3 protein-coding genes are annotated in these 1754 nt (G+C 65.8%); all 3 read right to left on the minus strand.

Features of this window, described 5'->3' with window-relative positions; all coding sequences use genetic code 11:
- Nucleotides 1-856, minus strand: an 856-nt coding sequence (locus QHF89_RS49790) for an IS66 family transposase (RefSeq protein ID WP_284722029.1), incomplete at its 3' end; no start/stop codon positions are given.
- A 65-nt stretch (nt 857-921) separates the two neighbouring features.
- On the minus strand, nt 922-1299 hold the full coding sequence (gene tnpB / locus QHF89_RS49795) for an IS66 family insertion sequence element accessory protein TnpB (protein WP_284722030.1): 378 nt from the start codon (nt 1297-1299) through the stop codon (nt 922-924).
- Nucleotides 1296-1679 carry a hypothetical protein gene (locus tag QHF89_RS49800; protein ID WP_136973416.1) on the minus strand — a complete coding sequence of 128 codons (384 nt, stop codon included), beginning with the start codon at nt 1677-1679 and terminating at the stop codon, nt 1296-1298. Before QHF89_RS49800 ends, tnpB begins: the two co-directional genes overlap by 4 nt.
- Nucleotides 1680-1754 lie beyond the last annotated feature (75 nt).

Consider the following 1754-nt stretch of genomic DNA (forward strand, 5'->3'; position numbering starts at 1 on the left):
CGTTCGAGCGGCCCTCCAGAATTCGATAGGCCACCGCATCGGGCGCCACGACGGACCACGCGTGCCAGCGCGAAGGCTCATTCTTGCCGAGGAGCGGCCACCGCGTCTCGTCCGCGCCGATGACGCCCCGGCTGAGCACGTATTGGAAAAGCGCTTCGTATCCCGGCGCGAGCAGCCTCGCGGCCCGCTCGAGCTGATCCCAGAGCGTCTGCGATTCCACGAGCAAACCCTCGCGTCGCATCTTGCGCACCTGGCGCTCCAGCGGCGCGTGGTCGCCATACTTGTCCACACCCACCTCGGCGGCGAATTCAATCGAGTAACGTGCCCCCTCGAAGAGCTTTTCGGGCCCAGACGCCGTCTCGATGCACCCACCGCAGCCGCAGCGATACTTCTGGCGCTTGTGCTTCTTCAACACGAAGCGGCGCGGCACAGGGTCGATCTCCTCCGACGTCTCGAATTGCCCCTCCCACTCCACGAGCGCGCCGCCGCACGATTTGCAGACCTTGTCGGCTTCGTCCAGCTTGTGGACGACCTCCTCGATCGGCAGCGAAAGCTGCGCCTTCGGGCCGTGGCCCTTCTGCGGCGGCTTCGGTGGCTCGGGCGGTTCGGGCGGCGCCCCGCCTTCGCCATTCGCGCGTCGCTCCGACGTTTTCCCGAAGAGCAGGCGGTTCTTCTGGGCGATCTGCTGTTCGAGCGCCGCGATGCGCAGCTTCATCTGCTCGGAGTCGCCGCCCTTCAGCGCGATGAGCTCCGCGGTGAGCTTGATGATCTCCTTCGCGAGCCGCTGGTTCTCGCGCTCCAGGAGCAGGGCTGCCTGCCGGAGGATGTCAGGGTCGTTCTCGGTCTCGAAGTTCACGGGGGCCTCGGACTCTATATGTCGTCAGCCCCCACGAATGTACCGATGCGTCGAAAAAAAAGTTATCAGCTCCAGCGCAGGACGCGCTCGGTGGGTGCGTACGGCGGCGGCGAGAGGGGCACACGCAACGCGAGTTCGCTCCCCTCGAGCAGAATCGCGAGCTCGCTGGTGGTGAGCACAAGCGGGCGGTCGCCAGGCTGCGCCCAGGGCGCCGCGAAGCAGCCCTTCGCGAGGCGTTTCGAGAAGAGGCAAAGACCTGTCCCGTCCCAGTAGATCAGCTTGGCGAGCTTTCGCGTCCGACCCACGAAAAGGAAGATGTCGCCGGACATGATGTCGCGGCCGAGACCCTGGACGACGAGCGCCGCCAAGGTATTGAACGACTTCCTCATATCCGCGGGCTCTCGGTACGCGTACACGCGGACCTGGCGGGTCGACCCGATCACGAAAGCCTCCGGATGAGCTCGACGAGCGAATCCAGATCGAGCCCCTCGATCAGGAGCCCACTCGGCCCTCGGACGACGAACGGGCCGCGTTGAGGCGCAGATGCAGGCAGCTCGATGACCTCGACGCGCTCGAAGGTGGGCGCCAGGGTGGGAACGTGCGGCGTCACGTCGAGCTGCGTCGCCCAGCGATGCAATGTTTGAAAGCAGATGCCGAGCTCGAGACCGATGTCACGCTGCGATGCGCCCTGCTCGCGTCTCGCGCAGTAATACGAAGCCGCCTTCCGCCGAAGCGAAAGAGGATATGCCTTGCCGCGACCTCGTCGGCCCTCGATGCGCGAGACCTCCGCACGAATGGCCGCCGCTTGTTGTTCCGTATGCATGTTGAGGCTCCTTCCGGTTGGGAGCCTGGGCACGGGGGCCACGGGACGTCAGGACGGGGGGCGGCGAGGACTTAC

Origin of the sequence: Polyangium sorediatum (assembly GCF_029946465.1) — a bacterium.
Lineage (GTDB): Bacteria > Myxococcota_A > Polyangia > Polyangiales > Polyangiaceae > Polyangium > Polyangium fumosum.